19 protein-coding genes and 2 CRISPR repeat arrays are annotated in these 24725 nt (G+C 73.0%); all 19 genes read left to right on the top strand.

Annotation, left to right across the window (positions count from 1 at the left end):
• Nucleotides 1-35 precede the first annotated feature (35 nt).
• On the top strand, nucleotides 36-1307 hold the full coding sequence (locus KGD84_RS22175; RefSeq protein ID WP_220562308.1) for an ABC transporter substrate-binding protein: 1272 nt from the start codon (nucleotides 36-38) through the stop codon (nucleotides 1305-1307).
• Between the two features lie 51 nt (nucleotides 1308-1358).
• Nucleotides 1359-2585, top strand: a complete 1227-nt coding sequence (locus KGD84_RS22170) for an ADP-ribosylglycohydrolase family protein (RefSeq protein WP_220562306.1) — start codon at nucleotides 1359-1361, stop codon at nucleotides 2583-2585.
• A complete protein-coding gene (locus tag KGD84_RS22165; RefSeq protein ID WP_220562304.1) occupies nucleotides 2582-3961 on the top strand; it encodes an ADP-ribosylglycohydrolase family protein in 1380 nt (459 codons plus the stop codon). Before KGD84_RS22170 ends, KGD84_RS22165 begins: the two co-directional genes overlap by 4 nt.
• Nucleotides 3958-5979 (top strand): SUMF1/EgtB/PvdO family nonheme iron enzyme, encoded by a 2022-nt coding sequence (locus tag KGD84_RS22160; protein WP_220562303.1) that lies wholly within the window; start codon nucleotides 3958-3960, stop codon nucleotides 5977-5979. The genes KGD84_RS22165 and KGD84_RS22160 overlap by 4 nt, the downstream gene beginning before the upstream one ends.
• The gene (locus KGD84_RS22155; RefSeq protein ID WP_260697146.1) at nucleotides 5976-7184 is read left to right on the top strand and encodes a CaiB/BaiF CoA transferase family protein; all 1209 of its coding nucleotides are present in this window, start codon (nucleotides 5976-5978) and stop codon (nucleotides 7182-7184) included. Before KGD84_RS22160 ends, KGD84_RS22155 begins: the two co-directional genes overlap by 4 nt.
• Entirely contained in the window at nucleotides 7181-7999 is an 819-nt protein-coding gene (locus KGD84_RS22150) for an HpcH/HpaI aldolase/citrate lyase family protein (protein WP_220562302.1), read from the top strand. The genes KGD84_RS22155 and KGD84_RS22150 overlap by 4 nt, the downstream gene beginning before the upstream one ends.
• Nucleotides 8000-8149: 150 nt before the next feature.
• Nucleotides 8150-9166, top strand: coding sequence for a cellulose binding domain-containing protein (locus KGD84_RS22145; protein WP_255646741.1), 1017 nt, complete (start codon nucleotides 8150-8152; stop codon nucleotides 9164-9166).
• Nucleotides 9167-9218: 52 nt separating this feature from the next.
• A complete protein-coding gene (locus KGD84_RS22140) occupies nucleotides 9219-10046 on the top strand; it encodes an endo alpha-1,4 polygalactosaminidase (protein ID WP_220562300.1) in 828 nt (275 codons plus the stop codon).
• Nucleotides 10047-10410: 364 nt separating this feature from the next.
• Nucleotides 10411-12339: a CRISPR direct-repeat array (repeat unit 29 nt; unit sequence GTGCTCCCCGCGCACGCGGGGATGGTCCC).
• A gap of 371 nt (nucleotides 12340-12710) precedes the next feature.
• On the top strand, nucleotides 12711-15578 hold the full coding sequence (gene cas3, locus KGD84_RS22135) for a CRISPR-associated helicase Cas3' (protein WP_220562299.1): 2868 nt from the start codon (nucleotides 12711-12713) through the stop codon (nucleotides 15576-15578).
• Nucleotides 15568-17280 carry a type I-E CRISPR-associated protein Cse1/CasA gene (gene casA / locus KGD84_RS22130; RefSeq protein WP_220562298.1) on the top strand — a complete coding sequence of 571 codons (1713 nt, stop codon included), beginning with the start codon at nucleotides 15568-15570 and terminating at the stop codon, nucleotides 17278-17280. The genes cas3 and casA overlap by 11 nt, the downstream gene beginning before the upstream one ends.
• 22 nt (nucleotides 17281-17302) lie before the next feature.
• The gene (gene casB, locus KGD84_RS22125; protein ID WP_220562297.1) at nucleotides 17303-17950 is read left to right on the top strand and encodes a type I-E CRISPR-associated protein Cse2/CasB; all 648 of its coding nucleotides are present in this window, start codon (nucleotides 17303-17305) and stop codon (nucleotides 17948-17950) included.
• A 148-nt stretch (nucleotides 17951-18098) separates the two neighbouring features.
• Nucleotides 18099-19286 carry a type I-E CRISPR-associated protein Cas7/Cse4/CasC gene (gene cas7e, locus KGD84_RS22120; RefSeq protein ID WP_220562296.1) on the top strand — a complete coding sequence of 396 codons (1188 nt, stop codon included), beginning with the start codon at nucleotides 18099-18101 and terminating at the stop codon, nucleotides 19284-19286.
• Nucleotides 19283-19993: a type I-E CRISPR-associated protein Cas5/CasD gene (gene cas5e, locus KGD84_RS22115; RefSeq protein WP_220562294.1), complete on the top strand. Its 711-nt coding sequence runs from the start codon at nucleotides 19283-19285 to the stop codon at nucleotides 19991-19993. The genes cas7e and cas5e overlap by 4 nt, the downstream gene beginning before the upstream one ends.
• Nucleotides 19993-20727: a type I-E CRISPR-associated protein Cas6/Cse3/CasE gene (gene cas6e, locus KGD84_RS22110; RefSeq protein ID WP_220562293.1), complete on the top strand. Its 735-nt coding sequence runs from the start codon at nucleotides 19993-19995 to the stop codon at nucleotides 20725-20727. The genes cas5e and cas6e overlap by 1 nt, the downstream gene beginning before the upstream one ends.
• Nucleotides 20724-21674, top strand: coding sequence for a type I-E CRISPR-associated endonuclease Cas1e (gene cas1e / locus KGD84_RS22105; RefSeq protein ID WP_220562292.1), 951 nt, complete (start codon nucleotides 20724-20726; stop codon nucleotides 21672-21674). Before cas6e ends, cas1e begins: the two co-directional genes overlap by 4 nt.
• Complete coding sequence (cas2e, locus tag KGD84_RS22100) at nucleotides 21671-22021, top strand: type I-E CRISPR-associated endoribonuclease Cas2e (protein WP_220562291.1); 351 nt, start codon at nucleotides 21671-21673, stop codon at nucleotides 22019-22021. The genes cas1e and cas2e overlap by 4 nt, the downstream gene beginning before the upstream one ends.
• A 99-nt stretch (nucleotides 22022-22120) precedes the next feature.
• A CRISPR array of direct repeats spans nucleotides 22121-23430; the repeat unit is 29 nt; unit sequence GTGCTCCCCGCGCACGCGGGGATGCTCCC.
• Between the two features lie 300 nt (nucleotides 23431-23730).
• Nucleotides 23731-23916 (top strand): hypothetical protein, encoded by a 186-nt coding sequence (locus KGD84_RS22095; protein WP_220562290.1) that lies wholly within the window; start codon nucleotides 23731-23733, stop codon nucleotides 23914-23916.
• Nucleotides 23913-24173, top strand: a complete 261-nt coding sequence (locus KGD84_RS22090) for a type II toxin-antitoxin system RelE family toxin (RefSeq protein WP_220562289.1) — start codon at nucleotides 23913-23915, stop codon at nucleotides 24171-24173. Before KGD84_RS22095 ends, KGD84_RS22090 begins: the two co-directional genes overlap by 4 nt.
• Nucleotides 24174-24300: 127 nt before the next feature.
• Complete coding sequence (locus KGD84_RS22085; RefSeq protein WP_338151184.1) at nucleotides 24301-24531, top strand: DUF397 domain-containing protein; 231 nt, start codon at nucleotides 24301-24303, stop codon at nucleotides 24529-24531.
• Nucleotides 24532-24725 lie beyond the last annotated feature (194 nt).

Here is a 24725-nt window from a genome sequence, read left to right as displayed (position 1 = left end):
CCGCCGCACCCACCCCCGAGGAAAGGAACCCCCGAATGAACACCCGAGCCGCGTCCATCGCCGCCGTCCCGGCCGCGATGCTGCTCCTCACCGCCTGCGGAGGAGGGGACGGGGGCGACGGCGGGCCGGTGACGCTCCAGTTCCAGTCGCTCTCCGACCAGCCCGCCGCCATCGAGGCCACCGAGAACATCGTCCGGGAATGGAACGAGGCGAACCCCGACGTCCAGGTCGAGATCGTGCCCGCGGGCTGGGACGGGATCTACGACAAGCTGATCACCCAGTTCAACGGCGGCGCCGCGCCGGACATCATCCACTACGAGGCCGCCGGGATCGTCCCCTTCGCGGTGGACGGCTACCTCGCCGACCTGTCGGACCACATGTCCGACGCGACCCGCGTGGACATCCCCGCCGGCGTCCTGGACGCGGTGACGGTCGACGGGCAGGTCGTCGCCTACCCGACCGAGATGCAGTCCTACGTGGTCTTCGCCAACCGCGGCATCCTGGAGGATGCCGGGGTGGAGGTCCCCGACGGGGAGACCATGACCTGGGACGAGCTGCGCGAGATCGCGCAGAAGACGACCTCCGGCGACCGGTACGGCCTGGGCTGGGGGCTGGGCAGCCCCACCGCCGTGTTCATGTCCATGGCCCCGTCGTTCGGCGGCACGTTCTTCGACGGCACCGGCGCCGACGCCGAACTGGTGCTGGGGGAGGGCGAGATGGCCCTGCCCGAACTGGTCGGGACCATGGCGCACGAGGACGGGACCATGCTCCCGGTCGGCCTCTCCCAGTCCGGCTCCGAGGTGCTCGCCTCGTTCTACGCCGGCGAGGTGGCCATGACGGTCCAGGGCTCCTTCCAGGCGACCAACATCGCCGCCGACGCCCCCGAGGACCTCGACTGGGTGGTGCTGCCCCCGCTGGAGGGCCCCGCGGGCCCCTGGCAGACGGCCAACCCGCAGACGCTGTCGGTCAACGTCGACTCCGAGCACGTCGAGGAGGCCGCGCGGTTCCTGGAGTTCTTCACCTCGACCGAGAACCTCGCGGTGCTGAACGAGGCCGACTCCCTCATCCCGGCCACCGTGTCCGCGCGCGAGGCCATGGCCTCCTCCCTGGACGACCAGCCCGGCTGGGAGCAGATCCTCGCCTCGGCCGACTACCTGGAGTCCTCCCCGTTCCTGTTCGTGGACTCCTACGCACAGTGGAAGGACACCGTGGCCACCCCCGCCTACCAGCGCTTCCTCGCCCAGGAGACGGACTCCGACCAGATGCGCGCCGAGCTCCAGGAGGGGTGGGAGGAGATCACCGGATAGCGGTCGGGCGGGGACGGAGAGTCGAGAGCCGAGGACGAAGGGCGAGAAGTCGTGGACTGGCTGCAGGACCGGGCGGTGGCCGTGATCACCGGAGCCGCGGTGGGTGACGCGCTGGGCGGTGCCACCGAGGGGTGGACCCCCGAGCAGATCGAGGAGCGCCACGGCGGCCGGGTCACCGGCATCGTCGGCCCCTGGTACCCGAACTGGCGCGACGCGCGCCCGATCGCGCCGTACCACAAGGGCGACGGGCACATCACCGACGACACCCTGATGACCCGGGCGCTCGTGGAGGTCTACGCCGAGCGGCGCGCGCACCTGGACGCGTACGCGATGGCCGAGGACCTCGTCCCGCTGATGATCGGGGAACCGCGCTGGATCCCCGAGCTGGAGTCGACGGCGCTGCTGCTCCAGCGGGTGTTCCTGGCCGAGAAGTGGATCGTGGCGCGGCTGCACTACGGGCACGTCGACCCCCGGGAGGCGGGCGTCGGCAACGTGGTCAACTGCGGCGCGGCCATGTACATGCCCCCGGTGGGGCTGGCCAACGCCGGGGACCCGCGCGGTGCCTACGCCGAGGCGATCGACCTCACCGGCGCCCACCAGTCCAGCTACGGGCGGGAGGCGGCCGGGGTGTTCGCCGCGATGGTCGCCGCCGCGGTGGCACCCGGGGCGACGGCGGACGACGTGGTCGCCGCCGCCCTGGAGGTCGCCCACGACGGGACCCGGGACGCCCTGGAATCGGTGGTCCGGGCCCTGGACGGCTGGGCCGGTCCGCCCGCCGACGACGAGGGCGAGCGCGAACTGGCCCGGCTGGTGCGCGCCGCGGTCGAGCCCTTCGACTCGGTGGGCCCGCACTACCGGCAGATGTCCCGGGACGCCCGGCGGCCCTCCCGGACCAAGGCGATCGAAGAGCTCCCCGCCGCCCTGGGCCTGCTTCTCGGGCACGGGGGCGACTACCGCGGCGCCGTCCTCGCCGCGGTCAACTACGGCAGGGACGCCGACTCGATCGCCGTCATGGCCGGTGCGGTCTGCGCGGGGCTGGGCGGGTCCGCCGCCGTCCCTGCGGAGTGGATCGACGCGGTCGAGGCGGCCAGCCGCATGGACATCCGTGCGACCGGCCGCCTCATGGCCTCGGCCGCCGCCGACATCCTGCGCGCCGACCGCGAGCGCGCCCTGGCGCGGCTGCGCGGGATGGACGCCCTGATCGGCGGGGACCCCGCCGGCCCGGCCGCGGCGGCGGGGGCCGCCGCGGCCGACGGCCCCGGGGACGGTGCGGCATGAGGCTCACCTGGGCGCAGCCCGAGGACCTGGTCGCCCACGAACTCGTCCAGTCCCGGGCCGAGGGGCGCGACACCGGCGCGGTCCTCGCCCGCTGGACCGCGGCGGGTGGCGACCCCGTACCGGTCGTCAGCGGGGCCGGGCCGACCCCGGCCCCCGCCCCGCTGCGGGCCCTGGCCCGCACCCTGCTCGACGAGCTGGACGCGCTGCCGACTCCGGCCGCCGACCACGAGCCCGACCCGTGGGAGCGGATCGAGGAACTGCTGCCCCCGCCCCCGGTGCTCCCCGCGCCCGGGGACGGCCTCGCCGAACGGGTGCGCGGCGCCTGGACCGGGCGCGCCGCGGGCTGCCTGCTGGGCAAACCGGTGGAGAAGATCCCCCGCGAGGGCATCGAGGAGATCCTGCGCGCCACCGGCCGCTGGCCCCTGGACCGCTGGTTCACCGCCGTCGGCCTGCCCGCCGACGTGGCCGCCCGGTGGCCGTGGAACCGGCGCAGCGCGGGCACGTCCCTGGAGGAGAACATCGACGGGACGCCCGAGGACGACGACCTCAACTACCCGATGCTCGCGCTGGAGCTCCTGGAGCGGCACGGCCCCGGGTTCACCACCGACGACGTCGCCGCGCTCTGGCTCGACCTCATGCCCGCGGGCCGGGTGTTCACCGCCGAGCGGGCCGCCTACCGCAACATCCTCGACGCCCGGCCCGTCCCCGAGACCGCCACGCACCACAACCCGTTCCGCGAGTGGATCGGCGCCCTCATCCGCACCGACCTGTACGGCTGGACGCACCCCGGCGACGTGCGTACGGCCGCCCGCCTGGCCTGGACCGACGCCCGGCTGAGCCACACCCGCAACGGCGTGTACGGGGCGATGTGGGCGGCGGCGCTGGGCGCGGCGGCGATGACCGCCGGCTCGGTCGAGGAGGTCCTGGACGCCGCGCAGACCGTGCTGCCGCCGCGCAGCCGGATCGCCGCCGCGGTGGGCCTGGGCCGGGAGGCCGCCGCCGAGGGCGACGTGCGCTCGGGCCTGGACCGGCTGCACGCCGCCTACGGCGACCTGCACTGGGTCCACGTGCTCAACAACGCCGCCGTCATCTCCTACGCCCTGGCCCGCGGGGGCGGGGAGTTCGGCCCCAGCGTGTCGATCGCCGTCACCGCCGGCTGGGACACCGACTCCGCCGCCGCCACGGTCGGCGGGGTGGTCGGCGCCCTGTCCGGGGTCGACGGCATCGGCGGGCGGTGGACCCGCCCCCTGGACGGACGCATCGCCACCTCGCTGCCCGGCGGGGAGCGGCGCATCGACGAACTGGCCGCACGCACGGCGGCCCTGGCCGCGGCCCGGCCCGCGCCGGGTCCGACGAACGACACGAGGACCGCATGACCTACACCTTCGACCCGCTCGTCCCGCGCCCCATCGACCGCCCCACCGAGGTCCCGGCCGAGCTCACCCCCGAACGGCTCGTCGCGCTGGACGACGCCAAGATCTTCGCCGCCCCCGAACGGGTCGCCGACCGCCCCGCCTGGCGGGCCCGCCTGCACGCCTGGCGCGAGGACGCGCGCGCCCGCCACGCCTACGACGGCTCGGCGTACGCGCGCCCGGAGGCGGCCTGGGCGGCCCGCTGCCACACGGTGGCGCAGGTGTGGCTGTGGGACGAGCTGCTGTACTCCTTCGAGGAGGGCCGGTTCACCCCCCGGCGGTTCCTGGCCGACGCGCGCGAGCGGTTCGGCGGGCTGGACGCCGTCGTCCTGTGGCACGCCTACCCCGTCATCGGCCTGGACGACCGCAACCAGTGGGACCACTACCGGCAGGTGCCCGGGCTGCGGGACCTGGTGGACGACCTGCACGCCGCCGGGGTGCGGGTGTTCGTCGACTACAACCCCTGGGACGTGGGCACCCGCCGCGGCGCGGACGACGTCACCGAACTGGCCTCGCTGGTGGCCGACCTGGACGCCGACGGCGTCTTCCTGGACACGCTCAAGAAGGCCGAGCCCGAACTGGTGGAGCGGCTGGAGGCCGCCCGCCCCGGGGTGGTCCTGGAGGGCGAGTCCAAGCTCGCGGTGGAGCGGATCGAGGACCACTCCGCCTCCTGGGCGCAGTTCTTCGCGGACTCCCCGGTGCCCGGGGTGCTGCGGGCCCACTGGTACGAGCGCCGCCACATGCAGCACCACGTGCGCCGCTGGCACCGCGACCACACCGAGGAGCTGCGGTCGGCCTGGCTCAACGGGGTCGGCGTCATGGTCTGGGAGGTGGTCTTCGGGGTGTGGGTCGGCTGGTCCCGCCGCGACGCGGCCACCGTCGCCCGCATGACGGCCGTCCAGCGCGCCGCCGGCGACCTGCTGCTGGAGGGGGAGTGGACCCCGCTGGCGGAACTGGACCCCGCGGCCGAGTGGGCCGGGGTGTACGCCTCCCGCTGGGAGCGGGACGGGCTCACCCTGTGGACCCTGGCCAACGCCTCCGACCGCGACCACGAGGGGCCCGTGCTCCCCGGGGCGCCCGCGGACGGAAGGCTGTTCGACCTCACCGGCGGCGGCCGGTCGGCCGACGGGCGCGCCGCCGTCCCCGCCCGGGGGATCGCGGCCCTGCTGCACGTGGCCGAGGGCACTCCCATTCCCGAATGGCTCCCCGGCCTGCTGGCCGAGCTGGGGCGGCGCCCGCACGAACCCGACGCCCGGTTCCGGCACCGCCTCGCCCGCCGGCTCGCCCCGGCGGCGCCCGCGGTCCCCGCGGGAGGGAGCGGCCCCGACGGCGCCGTCGCCGTCGTCCCGGCCGGCCCCTACGCGCTGACCGTCCGCTACCGGGCCCGCGAGACCGGCATGTACCAGGGCGCGCCCTACGTCGACGAGTGGAAGCCGCTGCCCCCGCGCCTGCACGACGCCCGCGTCCTCCAGCGCGACGGCGTGCTGGACACCCCCGTCGCGGTGGCCGCAACCGAGGTGACCCAGGCGCAGTTCGCCGAGTTCCTGGACGCCACCGGCTACACCCCGGCCCTGCCGCACCGGTTCCTCGCGCACTGGCGGGACGGTCGGCCCGCCCCCGGCACGCTGGACCGGCCGGTGACCTTCGTCGACCTCGACGACGCCCGGGCCTACTGCGCCTGGCGGGGCGGCCGCCTGCCCACCGAGGACGAGTGGCAGCTCGCCGGGGAGACCGGGGCGCTGCTGCGCGGCGAGCCCGCCGTGTGGAACTGGACCGAGAGCGAGCACAGCGACGGGCGCACCCGGTTCGTGATGCTCAAGGGCGGCAGCGACCACACCGCCGAGGGGTCGGAGTGGTACGTGGAGGGCGGGCGCCGCGGCCCGGAGTACAGCGTCAAGCTGCTGCTGCCGGGCCTGGGACAGGCGCGCTCGGCCACCGTCGGGTTCCGCTGCGCCTGGGACCTGCCGGGAGGTGCGCGGTGACCGTCTCACGCGACCCGGCGCGCGGGGCCCTCGCCGGGCTGCGCGTCGTCGACGCCGCCACCCTGTTCGCCGGACCGATGGCGGCGCTGCACCTGGGGGACATGGGCGCCGACGTGGTCAAACTCGAACACCCGGAGCGGCCGGACCCGGCGCGCACCCACGGGGCCTCCGAGAACGGGGTGAACCTGTGGTGGAAGACCCTGGGGCGCAACAAGCGGACCGCCACCGCCGACCTGTCCACCGAGGGCGGCCGGGAGGTACTGCTGGCCCTGGCCGAGCGCTCCGACGTCGTCATCGAGAACTTCCGCCCGGGCACCCTCGAACGCTGGGGGCTGGGGTACGAGGAGCTGTCCGCCCGCAACCCCGGGCTGGTGCTCGCCCGGGTCAGCGGGTTCGGGCAGGTCGGGCCCTACCGGACCCGGCCGGGCTTCGGCACCCTCGCCGAGGCCATGAGCGGGTTCGCGGCGATGACCGGCGAGCCCGACGGGCCGCCCACCCTGCCGCCCTTCGGGCTGGCCGACGGCATCGCCTCCCTGGCCACGGCGTTCGCGGTCATGGTGGCGCTGTCCGCCCGCGCGGGCACCGGACGCGGGCAGGTCGTGGACACGGCCATCATCGAGCCGATCCTCGCCATGCTGGGGCCGCAGATCACCCGCTGGGACCGGCTCGGCACCGTGCAGCCGCGCACCGGGAACCGGTCGGTCAACAACGCGCCGCGCAACACCTACCGCACCGGCGACGGCAAGTGGGTGGCCGTGTCCACCTCCGCGCAGTCCATCGCCGAACGGGTGGTCCGCCTGGTGGGGCGGCCCGAGCTGGCCGACGAGCCCTGGTTCGGCAGCGGCGCCGAGCGGGCCCGGCACGCCGACGTGCTCGACGCGGCGGTGGGCGGCTGGATCGCCGCCCGCACCCGGGACGAGGTGGTCGCGGCCTTCGAGGAGGCGCAGGCGGCGGTCGCCCCGGTGTACGACGCGTCCGACATCGTGGACGACCCCCAGTTCCGGGAGCTGGGGACGATCCACCGGATCGAGGACCCCGAACTCGGGCCGATGCTCATGCAGGGGCCGCTGTTCCGGCTGTCGGGCAACGACGGCGTCATCCGGTTCACCGGGCGGGCGCACGGGGCCGACACCGACGAGGTGCTGGCCGAGCTCGGCTTCACGCCGGAGCGGATCGCCGGACTGCGGGCGAAGGGACAGGTATGAGGCCGCCGCTGACCTGGCTGTACGTGCCCGCCGACCGGCCCGACCGGGTGGCGCGGGCGCTGGACTCGGACGCGGACGTGGTGATCGTCGACCTGGAGGACGCGGTCGCCCCGGCCCGCAAGGACGAGGCGCGGGCCGCGGCCGCGCGGCTGCTGGCCGGCGCCGACCGGCCGACGCAGCTGCGGATCAACCACCCGGACACCCCCTGGCACGCCGGGGACCTCGCGGCCCTCGCCGGCCTGCCCGCCGCCGTCGGGGCCCGCCTGCCCAAGGTGGAGTCCCCGGACCAGGTGCGGGACCTGGCCGCCCGCCTGCCGGGCCGCCCCCTGCACCCGCTGCTGGAGTCGGCGCTGGGCGTGGAACGGGCCTTCGAGATCGCGGCGGCCTCCCCGGCCGTGGCGTCCCTGGGCCTGGGCGAGGCCGACCTGTCCTCGGACCTGCGGGCCGACGGCGACGCCGCGCTGGCCTGGGCCCGGGGGCGCACGGTGGTCGCCGCCCGCGCGGCGGGACTGCCGCCGCCGGCCATGTCGGTGTACCCGCGGGTCGGGGACCCGGAGGGGCTGGCGGCGTCCTGCGCGGCGGGGCGCGCCCTGGGGTTCTGCGGGCGGGCGGCGATCCACCCGGCGCAGCTGCCGGTCATCCGCGCCGCGTTCCTGCCCACCCCGGACGAGGTCGACCGGGCCCGCACCGTGCTCGCCCGGGTCGCCGAGGCGGCCGACGCGGGCGTGGGGGCGATCGCGCTCCCGGACGGCACCTTCCTGGACCGGGCGATGCTCGACCGCGCCCGCGCCACCCTCGCGCTCGCGGACCGCTAGGCCGAGTTGCCGGGCCTCGCTCCGCCGCGGCCCGCCCGCCGGCGGCGGCGGCCGGACCGCCCGGGACAAGGGGGGTTTGCGCGGCGGCGCCGGCGGGATACCGTTCGGTCGTCTGGGAGCGCTCCCAGACCCGACCGAAAGGATGTGACCGTGTTACGCACCCTCCTGAACACGGCCCTCGCGGCCGTGCTCGCCGCGGCCGCCCTCGCCCCGGTTCCGGCGGCGGCCGCCGAGACATGCGCGGCCCGAGCCGTCGTCACCTCCTCGTGGGGGAGCGGCTTCACCGCCTCGATCACGGTGACCAACACCGGAGACGACCCGGTCTCGGGCTGGTCCGCCACCTGGACGCACCCGGCGGGGCAGGCCACCACCGCAGGATGGAACGCCGGGTTCGAGCACGACGGGGACACGGTCACCGCCCGCGGCGCCGCATGGAACTCCGACCTCGCCCCGGGCGCCTCCGCCGAGTTCGGGGTACAGGGCACCACCACCGGCGGGCAGGCCGAGTTCACCGGGCTGAGCTGTGCGTTCGGGGACGAGGGCAACGGAGGAGAAGAGGGGGACGCGGTGCGGATCATGCCGTTGGGGGACTCCATCACGGGCTCGCCGGGGTGCTGGCGGGCGCTGCTGTGGCGGGACCTCGTGGACGCGGGGCAGGAGGTCGACTTCGTCGGCACCCTGCCGGGCGACGGCTGCGGGTTCGCCTACGACGGCGAACACGAGGGGCACGGGGGCTACCTGGTCACCAACGTGGCCCGGCAGGGGCTGCTCGCCGGGTGGCTGGAGCGGAGCGACCCGGACACGGTGCTCATGCACTTCGGCACCAACGACGTCTGGAGCGGGATCCCCACGGCCGACATCCTGGCGGCCTACGACACGCTGCTGGCACAGATGCGGGCGCACGACCCGCACATGCGGGTGCTGGTCGCCCAGATCATCCCGATGGACCCCGACCGCAGCTGCGCGACCTGCGGGCAGGGGGTGCGGGACCTGAACGCGGCCATCCCGGCCTGGGCGGCGGCCAACACGACCGCCGAGTCGCCGGTCACCGTCGTCGACCAGTGGACGGGGTTCGACACCGACGCCGACACCTATGACGGCGTCCACCCGTCGGCGAGCGGCGACCGCAGGATCGCCGACCGCTGGTTCGCGGCCCTGGCGCCGTGACCCGGGGCGGGCCGGGTGGGGGCACCGCCCGGCCCGCCGCTAGGCTCCGACCATGAACTCCCGGCCGACACCGCTCGCCGCCATCGCCGCGCTGGCCGTCCTCGCGACGGCCTGCGCGCCGGCCGCGGACCTGTCCTCCCACACGGAACCGGAGGGCCTGCCCCAGGGCGGGTTCGACTACCAGCTGGGCGGGGGGTACGGGCCGCCCGACGGCGTGGGGATCGTGGTCCGGGACTCCACGGACGAGCCGGAGCCGGGCCTGTACTCGGTCTGCTACGTCAACGGATTCCAGACCCAGCCCGGCGAGGCGGACCGGTGGCTCGACGAGGGGCTGGTCCTCCTCGACGGCGCGGGCGAGCCGGTGGCCGATCCGGGCTGGCCGGACGAGCTCCTGCTGGACACCTCCGACCCGGCCGGGCGCGAACGCATCACAGAGCTGCTCGCCGGGACGATCGGGGGGTGCGCCGACGCGGGGTTCGCCGCCGTGGAGTTCGACAACCTGGACTCCTTCACGCGCTCGGACGGGGCGCTCACCGCCGAGGACAACTTCGCCCTGGCCGAGGCGCTCGTCGCGGTCGTCCACGAGCACGGGATGCTCGCCGCCCAGAAGAACACGGCGGAGGAGACCGACCGGGGCGTCGAGGCGGGGTTCGACTTCGCCGTCACCGAGTCGTGCGGCGCCTGGGACGAGTGCGACGTCTACGCCGCCGCCTACGGCGCCGAGGGGGTGCTCGACATCGAGTACCCGGACACGCTCGAAGAGCGGGGGACGACCTTCGCCGAGGTGTGCGCCGACCCGGACACCCCGCCGCGCACCATCCTGCGCGACCTCGACCTCGTGCCCGAGGGCGCCGAGGGGCACCTTTACGAGGCGTGCTAGCCCGGATTGCAGACGGGGCCCATGGTCACGTTTTCATTGCCGAATCCCCGCGAGACCCGGCCCCGAGTGCGGACATTCCACCCACCCCCGGCCGTACCGCCGCCCTCGGGTCGACCGGAAAGCGACGGAAGCGCAATCGGTCGTGTACGGAGAGTCCCGGTGTGGTGCACAATGAATCTGTCGGTGTTCCCTTCCTGGAACTTTCACGCACCGACAGACCCCGGGGGTGCTCGCACCCCCGGGGTTCTGCTTTCCCCGGTTCTTCCCGCCGTGCGTACAAAGTGGCGATTCGAGACCAGTGTCCGAATCTCCAGAAGTTTGAAAATCCCTTAATATCCGGTGGTATCTTCCCAGGTCATTTACTGTGCTCCCCACGCACGCGGGGATGGTCCCATCGACACCGACGCCCGCGCGAACTTCGGCGAGTGCTCCCCACGCACGCGGGGATGGTCCCCGGGGGCGGGGGCGATGGAGGAGCATCACGCCGTGCTCCCCACGCACGCGGGGATGGTCCCGGAGCCTCCATGCCCCCCAACGACCAGACGATGTGCTCCCCACGCACGCGGGGATGGTCCCGTGGGGACCTGTTGCCCCCGGCCCTGCGCCGAGTGCTCCCCACGCACGCGGGGATGGTCCCGGCGACCAGATCACCGTCATCGCTGGTCACATGTGCTCCCCACGCACGCGGGGATGGTCCCGTTCTTCCACATTTCCAGCACCGCAGGCATGAGTGCTCCCCACGCACGCGGGGATGGTCCCGGCGGTCTCGACCGCAACCGGAACCACTGGGAGTGCTCCCCACGCACGCGGGGATGGTCCCATTCGGCCGGGGACGACGATCGACCCCGGCTCGTGCTCCCCACGCACGCGGGGATGGTCCCCCGATGCTCGATGTCCTGGGCGTGCTCATCTAGTGCTCCCCACGCACGCGGGGATGGTCCCACGGTTTCGGCCATCATTATCAGCGACCGCATGTGCTCCCCACGCACGCGGGGATGGTCCCACCCCATAGCGCGTACGCGAACGAAATGACTTGTGCTCCCCACGCACGCGGGGATGGTCCCGGCGGCACCGGGTGCTCGGAGTCGTCCGGGGCGTGCTCCCCGCGCACGCGGGGATGGTCCCAGGTCGGTGCCGTCGGTGATGCCCAGGGCGTCGTGCTCCCCGCGCACGCGGGGATGGTCCCCACATCATCTACGCAGGCCAGCTCCAGCGCGAGTGCTCCCCGCGCACGCGGGGATGGTCCCCTCGCGCGACACCGGACGTCCAGGCGGTGCGGGTGCTCCCCGCGCACGCGGGGATGGTCCCGTGAACTGGTCTGCGGCGTCGACCTGGCCGCCGTGCTCCCCGCGCACGCGGGGATGGTCCCCTGCCGGGGAGGACGACGTCGACCGCCCCGTCGTGCTCCCCGCGCACGCGGGGATGGTCCCGACCGGTTCCGTCGCCGGGCTCTCCTCCGCGGGTGCTCCCCGCGCACGCGGGGATGGTCCCCGGGCGCTCCTCAGCGGTCCAGGCGACATGGTGTGCTCCCCGCGCACGCGGGGATGGTCCCCGGTGGTTCACCACCCAGGACCTCGCACTGTCGTGCTCCCCGCGTACGCGGGGATGGTCCCGAACTCATCGACCTGGGCCGCGACCTGGGCCCGTGCTCCCCGCGCACGCGGGGATGGTCCCGACGGGTCGTCGATCTCGCCGCGGGCGACGCGGTGCTCCCCGCGCACGCGGGGATGGTCCCTGGACAAGGATGGACAGCCTCCCGAGAACGGAGTGCTCCCCGCGCACGCGGGGATGGTCCCTCCCACTCCTCCTTCAGGGAGGGCTGGCGCTCGTGCTCCCCGCGCACGCGGGGATGGTCCCACCACCTACACGCTGACGCCGGCGTACCGGCTGTGCTCCCCGCGCACGCGGGGATGGTCCCCGGATCACGTCCACCTCCGCCGCGGAAAGGTCGTGCTCCCCGCGCCCGCGGGGATGGTCCCACCTGCCACCCCGCCGCCCGGGCGGTGGCCGCCAGCCGGGAGTGCTCCCCGCGCCCGCGGGGATGGTCCGGGCTAGGTAGCTAAAGGCGACCGCGCCTTTCTGTGCTCCCCGCGCACGCGGGGATGGCCCCACGGCGTCAACACCGAGTGGAGATTCGGACGAGTGCTCCCCGCGCACGCGGGGATGGTCCCGAGGGAGCGGCGGGGCTGAGCGAGGTGCCGCTGTGCTCCCCGCGCACGCGGGGATGGTCCCGTGAAGCTGGCGCACAAGGCGTGCAACGAGGAGTGCTCCCCGTGCATGCGGGGATGGTCCCGCCTTCTCCGGTCTTTCGGAAGCCATTCCGCGGCGGAACGTTCGGAGACTGCGTCGAGGCGGCCACCGCGCCCGCAGACTCCGCCGTCCCGGAGGCCCGACACGGAGAGGCCGGGGATCCCGTTTCCGTCCGGGCCGAGTGGGTCGTTCTCCTCGTCGGGATCCGTGCCGAACGCCGACCCGCAAAACACAGGTTCCTGGGCACGACCGCCCGGACGTGCTTTGCGGCCGAATAGGATCGGCCTCTGGCCTTTAGCACGACTTATCACCCTTCCGCAGGTGAACCGGGCGGTAGGCCATGACCGGGTCCGGTCAGTACAGATTTACGGTTTCCCCTGTAAAGCCGTAGCCCCAAGGACTATCAATGTGCCCATGACGACTGATGGGCACCCCGAGCCCTGGGTGGCCTCCCTTTTCCCTGCCGCGCGCGCCGTGTGGGCCAAGCACGACTTCGACACCGACGGCTGGCTCCCGCTGTACCGCCACATGGCCGACAGCGCCGCCGTCGGCGGCCTCCTCTGGGATGAGTGGCTTCCCCCGCAGGTCCGCCGCCTCATGGCGGCCGCCATGCCCGATGGTGAGGCCGACGCCCGCCTCCTCGTCACCTGGCTCTGCTGCGTCCACGACATCGGCAAGGCGACGCCCGCGTTCGCCGGCCAGGTCGACGGCCTCGCCGACCGTATGCGCGCCAACGGCCTGGACACCCCCTCGCGCAAGCAACTCCCCGATCACTCCCACGCCCCCCACGGCCTGGCCGGGCAGCTCATCCTCCGTGACTGGCTCACCTCCCGCCACGGCTGGTCGAAGCGCGCCACCCACCAGCTCACCGTCGTCGTCGGCGGCCACCACGGCGTCCAGCCCACCGACGCCGGTATCCGGGAAGCCGACAGGCGTCCCGAACTCCTGCGCACCCCCGGCAACGAGCAGGCCTGGCTCGATGTCCAGTACGAACTCCTCGACGCCGCCGCCACCCGCACCGGTGCCGCGTCCCGCCTCACCGCCTGGCGTGACGCCGAAATCCCCCAGACCGCGCAGGTCCTGCTCTCCGCACTGGTCATCACCGCCGACTGGATCGCCAGCAATCCCGACCTCTTCCCCCTCTACCCCAACGCCGGAACCCGCGCCCACGACCCCGTCCGCACTCGCGAGGCCTGGCGTCTCCTCGGCCTCCCTGCCCAATGGCGCCCCCGAGAACCCGAGGGGACCCCCGCCGAGCTCTTCGCGGCCCGCTTCGAGCTCCCTCCCGGCGCCACCCCCCGACCCGTCCAGGAACAGGCCGTCGAGGCCGCCCGCGCCATGCCCGCCCCCGGCCTGATGATCATCGAGGCCCCCATGGGCGAGGGCAAGACCGAGGCCGCACTCACCGTCGCGGAGGTCTTCGCCGCCCGCTCCGGCGCCGGCGGCTGCTTCGTCGCCCTGCCCACCATGGCCACGAGCAACGCCATGTTCGACCGCTTCCTCACCTGGCTCGCCCATGTCCCCGGCATGCCCGCCGAAGCCGCCTCCGTCTTCCTCGCCCATTCCAAGGCCCACCTCAACGAGGACTACCTCGCCCTCATGGGCGGCGGTATCACCCTCGACCTCGACCGGGACGGCGGTGACGACCGGGCCGTGACCGCCCTCATCGCCCACCGCTGGCTCCGCGGACGCAAGAAGGGCATGCTCGCCTCCTTCGCCGTCGGCACCGTCGACCAGCTCCTCTTCCTCGGCCTCAAGAGCCGCCACCTGGCCCTGCGCCACCTCGCCCTGTCCGGGAAGGTCGTGGTCGTCGACGAGGCCCACGCCTACGACACCCATATGAACACCTACCTCGACCGCGCCCTGACCTGGCTCGGCGAGTACGGCGTCCCCGTCGTCATCCTGAGCGCGACCCTCCCCGCCCGCCGCCGGCGCGAACTCGTCGCCGCCTATACCGGTGAACGCGACGGCCACGACCACGTCGAGCAGGCCCGCGCCTACCCCCTCATCACCACCGCGGTTCCCGGCGTCCGCGCGGACGTCACCGAGCCCCGCGCCTCCGGCCGCGGCGCCGACGTCCTCATCGAACCCCTCGACGACGACCTCGACACCCTCACAAGCCGGCTCGAGACCGAACTCTCCGACGGCGGCTGCGCCCTGGTCATCCGCAACACCGTCGCCCGCGTCCACGAGGCCGCATCCCGCCTCCGCGACGCCTTCGGCGAGAACACCGTCACCGTGGCCCACTCCCGCTTCCTCGACCTGGACCGCGCCGCGAACGACGCCGCCCTCGTCGCCGCCTACGGCCCGCCCGACCGCGATCCGGAGCGCCCCGCCCGGCACATCGTGGTCGCCACCCAGGTCGTCGAGCAGTCCCTGGACGTCGACTTCGACCTCCTGGTCACCGACCTGGCCCCCGTCGACCTCGTCCTCCAGCGCATGGGCCGCCTGCACCGCCACCCCCGCGGCGAGCGGCAGTCCGACCGCCCCGCACCCCTGCGCCGCGCCCGCTGCCTGGTCACCGGTGTCGACTGGACCGCCACACCCCCCGAGCCCGTCCGCGGCTCGCGCACGATCTACGGCGAACACGTCCTCCTGCGCTCCCTCGCGGTCCTGCGCTCCCGGCTGGACGCGCACGCCGACGCCGAACGCACGGTCCGCCTCCCCGCCGACATCAGCCCCCTGGTCCAGGACGCCTACGCCGACGACGACGCACTCCTCCCGCCCGCCTGGAAGGACAGGGCCGAGGAGGCCCGTACCGCCCACGAGGTCGCCCGGCTGACCCAGCGCGAGAAGGCCCGGACGTTCCTCCTCAGGAAGCCCGCCACCCCGGGCAAACCCCTCATCGGCTGGATCGACGCGGGGGTCGGTGACGCCGACGACTCCCACAGGGGCCGCGCCCAGGTCCGCGACACGGCGGAGAGCCTGGAGGTCCTGGTCGCCCGCCGGGCCGCCGACGGCACCGTCACCACCTTCCCGTGGCTTCCCGACGGCCGCGGCGGCGTGGAACTGCCGACCCACACCGCCCCTCCCGCCGAAGCCGCCCGCACCCTGCTCGCCTCCGCGCTGCGCCTGCCCTACCAGTTCACCTTCGGCGCGACCATCGACCGCGCCATCGACGAACTCGAAACCGACATGGTCCCCGCCTGGCAGTCCAAGGACGCCCACTGGATCGCCGGGGAACTCGTCCTCTTCCTCGACGAGGACGACCGGGCCGACCTGGCCGGACACCACCTGCACTACACCCGGACCGACGGATTGAAGGCCACCCGTGCCGAATGACACAGCCACCGCACCCGTAACCTTCGATCTCACCACCAGCCCCTGGCTACCGGTCCTGCGAACCGACGGCACCGAGGACGAACTCTCCCTCACCGAGGTGTTCGCCCAGGCCGCCGACCTGCGGCGGCTGGTCGGCGACGTGCCCACCCAGGAGTTCGCGCTGCTGCGCCTGCTGCTGGCGGTCCTGCACGACGCCCTCGACGGACCCTCGGACCTGGACGAGTGGGAGGACCTCTGGCGGGAGGGCATCCCGGCCGACACCGTCGCCGCCTACCTGCACGACCACCGCGAGCGCTTCGACCTGTTCCACCCCGCCGCCCCGTTCTTCCAGGTCGCGGACCTGCGCACGGGCAAGGACGAGTACTCCTCGCCCGACCCGATCGTCGCGGACGTCCCCAACAACGCCCGGTTCTTCACCATGCGCGCCCTCGGTGCCGCCACCCTGACCTTCGCCGAGGCCGCCCGCTGGCTGGTCCACGCCCACGCCTACGACACCTCCGGCATCAAGTCGGGGGCCGTTGGCGACCCCCGGCTCAAGAGCGGCAAGGTCTACCCGCAAGGGGTGGGGTGGGCGGGGAACCTCGGCGGAGTCCACGTCGAGGGCGACACCCTCCGGGAAACACTGCTGCTCAACCTCGTCGCCTTCGATACCGACGGCCTGCGCTGGGACCCCGACTTCGACACCGAACCGGACCTCCCCGCCTGGCGCCTGCCACCCGACACGTCCGCACCCCTCGCCGGGACCGCGGCCGTCAGCCGACCGCACGGCCTGCGGGACCTCTATACCTGGCAGACCCGCCGCCTGCGCCTGCACCACGACGGGGAATCCGTCAACGGGGTCCTGCTCGCCTACGGCAACCCGCTGACCCCCCACAACAAGCACGACCGCGAACCCATGACGGCCTGGCGGCGCAGCCCCGCCCAGGAGAAGAAGCTCAAGCAGGCCACCGTCTACCTTCCCCGGGACCACGATCCCTCCCGGGCGGCCTGGCGCGGCCTGGGCGCACTGGTCACCGGGGAGGTCCGCGGCGCCGAACAACGCCATGAGGCCGCGGCCATCGTCCGTCCCCGCATCCTGGACTGGTTCCACCGGCTCGCGGTGCACGGGCCCTTCGAACCGTCGACCCTCATCAGGGTCCGCCTGGCCGGGGCCGTCTACGGCACCCAGCAGTCCGTCATCGACGAGATCGTCGACGACGCCGTCGCTCTGCCGATCGTCCTGCTGGGCGAACGCGACGCGGACCTCGGGCGGATGGCCGTCGACGCGGTCGCGGACGCCGAGAACGCCGTCACCGTTCTGGGCGACCTGGCCACCGACCTCGCCCGAGCCGAGGGCAGGGAACCCGACCCGCCCCGGAGCACAGCCCGCGACCAGGGGTTCGCCGCGCTCGACGGCCGCTTCCGTGCGTGGCTCTGCGCACTGAGGTCATCGGACGACCCGGGCTACCCGGCCGAAGAACGCCGACGGTGGCAGGCCGAGGTCCACCGGATCGTCTCCGACCTGGGCGGCGACCTTGTCCGGGCCTCGGGAGAAGCAGCCTGGCAGGGACGGGTCGTCCACACCGCGAAGGGGGACCTGTGGCTCAACGCCTCCCGGGCCGACCTGCGCTTCCGCTCCGGCCTGCGCAAGGCCCTGACCATGGCCGCCCCCGAGGACGCGGCGGACTCGAAAACGCCGGACGGTACCGGCGACGACGACTGAACCGGACAACGGAGACACAGCGGTGACCACCACGACCCCCACCGAGTACATGCCGGCGCTCCACGACCTGGGGACCTTCGTCGACGAGCGCATCCGCCCCATCCAGGGCGGCTACATGAAGGACCGGCCCGAAGCGGTGGCGCTCCTGGCCAAACTGCGCCGGGGCGCGGGCAAACCCCTCGCGGACGTCCCGGAACTGATCGGGCTCACCCTCGACCACGACTTCTACGAGAAGTTCCCGGCCGGCCACCCGCATGTGGAGCACGCCGAGGCCGCCGCCCACGAGGCCCTGACCCTGTACGCCCTGCACCAGCAGTCCAAACGGGACCAGGGCATGCACCGGCGGGGTCGCGACCTGGGCGGTGCGGTGCGGCGCCTCATGCCGGGCGGAACCATCGACGAACCCCTGCGCAGGCGCTTCGTCCAGGCCGGAAGCGCGGTGGACCACGGCGTCCGCCTGGACCGCCTCCGGGGCATCGTCAAGCTGCTGCGAGCCGCCGACGTCCCCCTCGACTACGGCCTGCTGGCCGACCAGCTCTACACGATCCGGGCCGTCAGGGGCGGCCCCTCCCTCGTCCGCACCGCTTGGGGTCGCGGGTTCCAGTCCTACCGCCCCGCGACCGCGGAGGAGGGCGGTACCGGAACGACGACGCCCCCGACGGACGGCTGACGGGGCCGGGCCTGGCCTGGCCCACACGCCCTCCGGCCGATCCCGGGACCCTCCTCCTGTCGCGCGCGCATCCACCGGATTCCGCCCCCGCTGCGACAGCGCGGAGCACACAGCACCACACCGACGAGACCACGAGGAACCGACGACCATGAGCCGCACCATTCTCGACGTGCACGTGTTGCAGACCGTGCCGCCCAGCAATCTCAACCGCGACGACACCGGCACCCCCAAGACCGCCGTCTACGGCGGCGTCCGCCGGGCCCGGGTCTCCAGCCAGGCCTGGAAGCGCGCCACCCGCCAGGCGTTCGGTGCCCTCCTCGCCCCCCAGGACCTGGGCACCCGCACCAAGCGCGTCGCCGAACTGGTCGCCGACCGCATCACCGAACTCGCACCGGACCTTTCCCGGGACGAGGCCGTCGCCCTCGCCGCCGAGACCGTTCAGGTCGCCACCGGGTCCAAGATCGAGGTGCCCAAGCGCAAGGCCGACGCCGCCAAGAAGAAGGGCGAGAAGGAGCCCGCTCCCGAGTCCTCCTACCTCATGTTCCTCAGCGCCCGCCAGCGCGACGGCCTGGCCGCCCTCGCCGTCGAGGGCCGCGAGGACATCAAGGGGTTCCTCAAGGACAAGGACGCCAAGGCGCGTGCCAAGGCCATCGCCGACACCCACCACTCCGTCGACATCGCCCTGTTCGGCCGCATGGTCGCCGACGGTGCCGACATCAACGTGGACGCCGCCGCCCAGGTCGCCCACGCCATCAGCGTGCACGCGGTCGAGAACGAGTCCGACTACTACACCGCCGTCGACGACCGCAATGAGGACTCCGAGCCGGGCGCGGGCATGATCGGCACCGTCGAGTTCAACTCCGCGACCCTCTACCGCTACGCCGCCGTCGACGTCGACCAGCTGCGCAAGAACCTGGGGGAGGGGCTGCGCGAGGACGAGCCCGCCACCGAGCCGCTGCGCCGAGCGGTGCAGGCGTTCGTGCGCGGGTTCGTGGAGTCGCTGCCCACCGGCAAGATCAACACCTTCGGCAACCACACCCTGCCGGACGCGGTGATCGTCAAACTGCGCAGCGCGCGGCCGATCAGCTTCGTCGGGGCCTTTGAAGAGCCCGTCGAGGCGGGCAGGGGACACCTCGCCGAGGCCTGCGCGCGGCTCGCCGACTACATCGTCGGGGTCGAGCGCGCCTACAACGCGACCGACGACGTGGACACCTGGGTGGTCCGGGTGGGGGAGCGCACGGCCAAGCTGTCCGGCGTCGGCGCCTCCGTCTCCCTGGCCGAACTGGTCGACCAGGTCGGCGAGGCGGTGGCCCGGCGGCAGGTGTCCGGCGCATGAGCGTCCTGCCCCTCGTCCTGGCCGGACCGCTCCAGTCCTGGGGGTCGGCGTCCAGGTTCGCCCGGCGCACCACGGAGAACGCCCCGACCAAGAGCGGGGTGGTCGGGCTGCTCGCCGCCGCCCTGGGCCGGGAGCGCACCGAGGACCTGTCCGACCTGGCGGCGCTGCGCTTCGGGGTCCGCATCGACCAGCCCGGGGTCCGGGTGCGCGACTACCAGACCGCCCGGCACCTGGTCACCGACGTGTCCATGCCGGTATCGGAACGCTTCTACCTGGCGGACGCGGTGTTCGTCGCGGCGGTCGAGGGCGACGACGAACTCGTCGGGACGCTGTACGACGCCGTGCGGGCCCCGGTCTTCCTTCCCTACCTCGGGCGGCGCTCCTGCCCGCCGGCCCGGCCCCTCGACCTGGGAGAGCCGGTCCCCGGCCGTGTGGAGGACGTGCTGGAGGGCCAGTCCTGGCAGGCCGCCCCGTGGTACCGGCGCAGCAGGCGCCGGGAGGCCGCGGTGGACCTCACCACCATCATCGACGCCGGACGAGGGACCGCTGGAGACCTGTTCCGCGACCTTCCGCTCAGCTTCGACCCCCTGCACCGGCGTTACGCCATGCGTGCGGTCGCCACCGCGTCGGTACGGGTGCGCAACCCGGACGCGCGCCGCGAGCGGATACCCGACCACGACCCCCTGCTCGCGCTGGGAGGAGACTGATGTACCTCACCCGCTTCCGCTTCAACACCAACAAGACGGGAAGCCGTCGGCTGCTGTCGTCCCCGCAGGTGCTGCACGCCGCCGTGATGGGCTGCTTCCCCGAGATACTGCCCTCCGAGCCGGGCGGGCCGCGCGTGCTGTGGCGACTGGACCGCAACTCGCGGGCGGAGGTGCTGCTGTACGTGGTGAGTCCGACCCGGCCGCTGATGGACGACCTCATGGACCAGGCCGGGTGGCGGGGCGTCGACGACCCGGAACGGGTGTGGAAGAGCCACGACTACACCGGGTTCCTCGACCGGCTGTCCAAGGGGCAGACGTGGGCGTTCCGGCTCACCGCCAACCCGGTGCACAGCATCCGGCGCAAGGACGGGGAGCCCACCAAGGTCACCGCGCACGTCACCCCGCGCCACCAGGCGGGGTGGCTGATCCAGCGGCAGGACGCCTCCGGGTTCGTGATCGTGCGCAAGCCCTCTGACCAGCAGTTGCTGCCGGGGGAGGACGAGTACGAACTGACCGTGCACGACCGGAACGCGGCGGGGTTCGACAAGCCGGACCCGCGGCCCGACCGCCGGGGGAAGCGGATGAGGGTGCCGATCGTCACGGCGACCTTCGACGGACGGCTCACCGTCACCGACCCGGAGGCGCTGCGCCGGGTGCTGTGCGCGGGGCTCGGCAGGGCCAAGGCGTACGGCTGCGGGCTGATGACGCTGGCGCCGGTGGGGACAGGGCGGTGACCGCCACGGCGGGGAGCCGCGGGGCGTCGACACCGTGGGAGCTGACCAGGGTCGGTGAGCGGATCTCGTTCGTGTACCTGGAGAAGTGCATCGTGCACCGGGAGGACAACGCGATCACCGCGGCGGACGGCGAGGGGGTCCGGCACCTGCCGTCGGCGACCATCGGGGTGTTGCTGCTGGGGCCGGGGACCAGTGTGACCGACGGTGCGATGAAGCTGCTGGGGGAGTGCGGCGCGACCGTGGTGTGGGTCGGCGAGTACGGGGTGCGGTTCTACGCGGCGGGGAGGGCGCTCACGCGGTCGTCCAAGCTGGTGGAGGCGCAGGCGACGGCGTGGGCGAACCCGCAGAAGCGGTTGAGCGTGGCGCGGGGGATGTACCGGATGCGGTTCCCGGACCTGGATGTCGAGGGGCGGACGCGTCAGCAGCTTCTCGGGTACGAGGGCAAGCGCGTCCAGGCCGCCTATCGGAAGGAGGCCGAGCGGACGGGGGTGACCTGGCGCGGGCGGCATTACGTGCCGGGGGACCACGACCGGTCGGACACGCCGAACAAGGCGATCACCTCGGCGGCACAGTGCTTCTACGGGATGGCGCACTCGGTGACGGCGGCGCTGGGATGCAGTCCGGGGCTGGGGTTCGTGCACTCGGGGCATGAGCGCGGGTTCGTCATGGACATCGCCGACCTGTACAAGGTGGAGATCGGGATCCCGGTGGCCTTCGACGCGGCTGCGCAGGGCGACGAGGACGTCGACGGGGTGACCCGGCGGTTGCTGCGGGACCGGATCAACCGCGAGGGGCTGCTGGAGCGCTGCGTGGACGACGTGAAGCGTCTGCTCCTGGGGGACGCGGCGGACGAGGCGGCCGATGAGCGGGACGAGGTGGCCCTCGTGGGCGACCGCGGGCGGTTGTTGGAGGCGGGGCACAACTACGAGTTCGAGGTCGTGTGGTGACGGTCCTGGTGCTGACCAACTGTCCGAAGGGGTTGCGGGGACTGCTGACCCGATGGCTGATGGAGATCTCGTCAGGGGTGTTCGTGGGCAGGCCCTCGCGGAGGATCCGTGATCTGCTGTGGGAGGAGGTGCAGCAGTACGCGGGGCAGGGGAGGGCGTTGCTCGTGTACACGAACGATTCGGAGCAGGGGTTCGGCTTCAAGACCTTCGAGCACCACTGGCAGCCGGTCGACCATGAGGGTCTGATCCTCATGAACCGCCCGAAGGAGTCTTCGCCGTCTGCTTCCACCAACCCACCGAAGAAGGGCTGGAGCAAGGCCTCCAAGCGACGTCGTTTCGGCCACTGAGCGATATTCGACTTTTGTGTTCTTTTGGGTTTAGTGTCCGAAATCCAAGAAGTTTGAAAATCGCCTGTTTCCCAAAGGGATCTTCGCAGGTCATTTACTGTGCTCCCCGCGCACGCGGGGATGCTCCCCCACCCCTTGGGGCGCCCCGGCCTGGGGCGCCGTGCTCCCCGCGCACGCGGGGATGCTCCCGGCGAGGGGCAGAGCGAGCAGGACGAGCGCCTGTGCTCCCCGCGCACGCGGGGATGCTCCCCGCTATCTCAAGCGCAAGGCGGACAAGTCGATGTGCTCCCCGCGCACGCGGGGATGCTCCCCGGGTCGACATGGCCAAGGACCGGGCGGAGGCGTGCTCCCCGCGCACGCGGGGATGCTCCCACCAAGCCGGGCACAGCCAAAACGACGTCCTCGTGCTCCCCGCGCACGCGGGGATGCTCCCGAGGGCCTGGTGCTGAGCCGCCAGGGAAAGGGGTGCTCCCCGCGCACGCGGGGATGCTCCCGCGCCGTCGGAGGTGCGCCCCGTGCTCTTGCCGTGCTCCCCGCGCACGCGGGGATGCTCCCCGAGAATCGGACAAAACGCCACATCGGACAAGGTGCTCCCCGCGCACGCGGGGATGCTCCCAAGGGCAAGGACCGCAAGGAGCAGCAGGAAGAGTGCTCCCCGCGCACGCGGGGATGCTCCCTCCAAGCGGATCCCCGCGTGCGCGGTCTTGTCGTGCTCCCCGCGCACGCGGGGATGCTCCCCCGGCCACCGCGCCGCCGCGGCGGGCGACGAAGTGCTCCCCGCGCACGCGGGGATGCTCCCGAAGACATGACTTCACCCCCTGGGGTGCCCGTGTGCTCCCCGCGCACGCGGGGATGCTCCCGAGCCACATGGCCGCCGCACCGGCCCGCGACCGTGCTCCCCGCGCACGCGGGGATGCTCCCGGGTGCAGCGGCCACAGTCCCTCCCGGAGCAGGTGCTCCCCGCGCACGCGGGGATGCTCCCACCACCCCGTGGGGCATCAGCTCCACCGCGACGTGCTCCCCGCGCACGCGGGGATGCTCCCCGGCCGCGGAGGCGCCGGCCACCTCGAGCCCGGTGCTCCCCGCGCACGCGGGGATGCTCCCGCCCCCAGTCCGAGCGCAGCCCCCGCGGACACGTGCTCCCCGCGCACGCGGGGATGCTCCCGCCAGGTAGGCGAGGGGCTCCTTGGTGGGCCGGTGCTCCCCGCGCACGCGGGGATGCTCCCGGCCACAGGCGACGCGGCAGGCGCGGAGGTGAGTGCTCCCCGGGCACGCGGGGATGCTCCCACGGCGGTGATACGAACGTCTCCCCCGATGCTGTGCTCCCCGCGCACGCGGGGATGCTCCCCCCGCCGACGGGCTGCCGTCGGTGACCGGGCGGTGCTCCCCGCGCACGCGGGGATGGTCCCGGGTGTGGATCTCCCAGGACTTCAAGAAGCGCGTGCTCCCCACGCACGTGGGGGCGGTTCCGCGTACGATGAGTTGTGCGTTTCATGCGTTTGAGCGCTCCCCGCGCACGCGGGGATGGTCCCTAGGTGTGTATTTGGCTGGATATTTTTCCGGTGCATTTCTCACTTCCGGACGTTGATGGCAATGGTTCATAAGGGGCGATTGCTTGCAAGCCTGGCGTTCAAGGCTTTTGGTGCCCGATGGTGGGCGCGCACGAACACCGCAGGTGGGTGTAGTGGGTATAGTTCGGAGAAGAATTCATGACAGCTGAATCGGTCGAACCGCACGGCATGGTAACTGAGTTGGCTGAGGCGTTGGCCGACCGTGGCTTGGTCCTGGTGTCCGCCGCCTATCTAGAAGAGCTTGAGGACATCGCCGATAGCGCGGTCATCGAAGCTCGTGCCAATGAGAAGACTGTCCCTTTCCGGGTTGAGGACTACGAGTGAGCCGTTACACGGTCGAGGTCACCACGTCTGCGCAGAAGGAGCTGCGCAGGCTTGATTCCTTGGTGCGCAAACGTGTTGTTCGAGCGATCGCCGAACTCGCTGAGGAGCCTCGACCGGTCGGTTGCAAAAAACTCAAAGCCCGAGATGGCTACCGTGTCCGCATCGGCGATCATCGCGTGATCTACACAATCGATGATGGGAGGGTCACTGTTGTGGTCATCAAGGTCGGCCCTCGAGGGGATGTCTATGACCGGTGACGGCTGTGCTTGCAGCCGTTGAACCGGTCCATTGCAGCTTGATGCTCCACGAAACCTGGGCAAAGGTGTTTCCCGGGGTGCGGCGGCTTTGGTGCAATGGCAGAGAGTGCTTCCGTCGGCTTCGGGGATGTGGTCCCCGTGCCGGCACTGCATGAGCACACGTGCCTCGGTTCGGCTTCTGCCTTCTCCGGGCTTTCGGGAGCCGCCCCGCAGCGGAACGTCCGGTGACTGTATCGAGGCGGCCACTGCGCTCGAAGGCTCCGCCGTTCGAGACGCCTGGCACCGAGAGGCCGGGGCTCCCTTTTTTGGCCGGGCCGAGTGGGTCGCTCTTCTCGTCGGGGTCCGTTTCGAACGCTGACCAGAGAAAGTGCTTCCCGCACCCGCGGGGATGGTCCCCACGTGCGAGCTCTGCGGCGCGCCTGCGCGCAGTGTTGCCCGTTCCCCGCGCACGCAGGGATGCTCCCGCCATGGGCGTGGCGGTCCTGCGCCTGGACGAAGTGCTCCCCGCGCACGCAGGGATGCTCCCGCGTCCAACGCCGACCTGGAGGAGGC

The organism is Nocardiopsis changdeensis (genome assembly GCF_018316655.1).
Lineage (GTDB): Bacteria > Actinomycetota > Actinomycetes > Streptosporangiales > Streptosporangiaceae > Nocardiopsis > Nocardiopsis changdeensis.
The sequence above is the reverse complement of the archived record's forward strand: the minus strand, read 5'-3'. Positions and strand labels throughout refer to the sequence as shown.